The organism is Shewanella sp. 5_MG-2023, assembly GCF_030547465.1.
Lineage (GTDB): Bacteria > Pseudomonadota > Gammaproteobacteria > Enterobacterales > Shewanellaceae > Shewanella.
Map to the genome: position 1 here is coordinate 1 of NZ_JAUORC010000107.1, position 510 is coordinate 510.

Genomic DNA, 510 nt, shown 5'->3' on the forward strand with positions numbered 1-510 from the left:
CACCGTATCAACAGATAGGTTATCACCATCAATATCACTCGCACCTGCCAGCAGCTGCTCATCGGTAATGATGATAATGCCGTCTTCATTCATGGTGAATTCAACGTCTGGCGCTACTGCGGCGTCGTTAACTGGGTTAACTGTGAGGTCAACGCCTGCTGCCACTGTAGTGGTGCCATCTGAGACATCAAAGCGTAAGTCTAAGTCGCCATTAAAGTCCGCATCTGGGGTAATCGTAAAGCTGCCATCTGGGTTAGCTACAACTGTTGCATTATCACCTACTGATAGGTTTTCAGCGCTTAGGCTGTCACCGTCGATGTCAGATGCATTAGCTAGTAATTGCTCCTGGCTTAGGGTAATTGAGCCATCTTCGTCCACTGAGTAAGCGATATTGCCATCAACTACTGGTGCGTCATTAACCGCCAGTGTAGTGATGCCTGCGGTGGTTTCAGCAGTGGCGCCGTCATCATCGATAACCACCACATCCAGGCTGATGTCACCGTTGAAGTT

The 510-nt window shown here is 49.2% G+C and carries 1 protein-coding gene; it reads right to left on the minus strand.

The features are described from left to right. Positions 1–510, minus strand: a 510-nt coding sequence (locus tag Q4557_RS19890) for a tandem-95 repeat protein (protein ID WP_303415074.1), incomplete at both ends; no start/stop codon positions are given.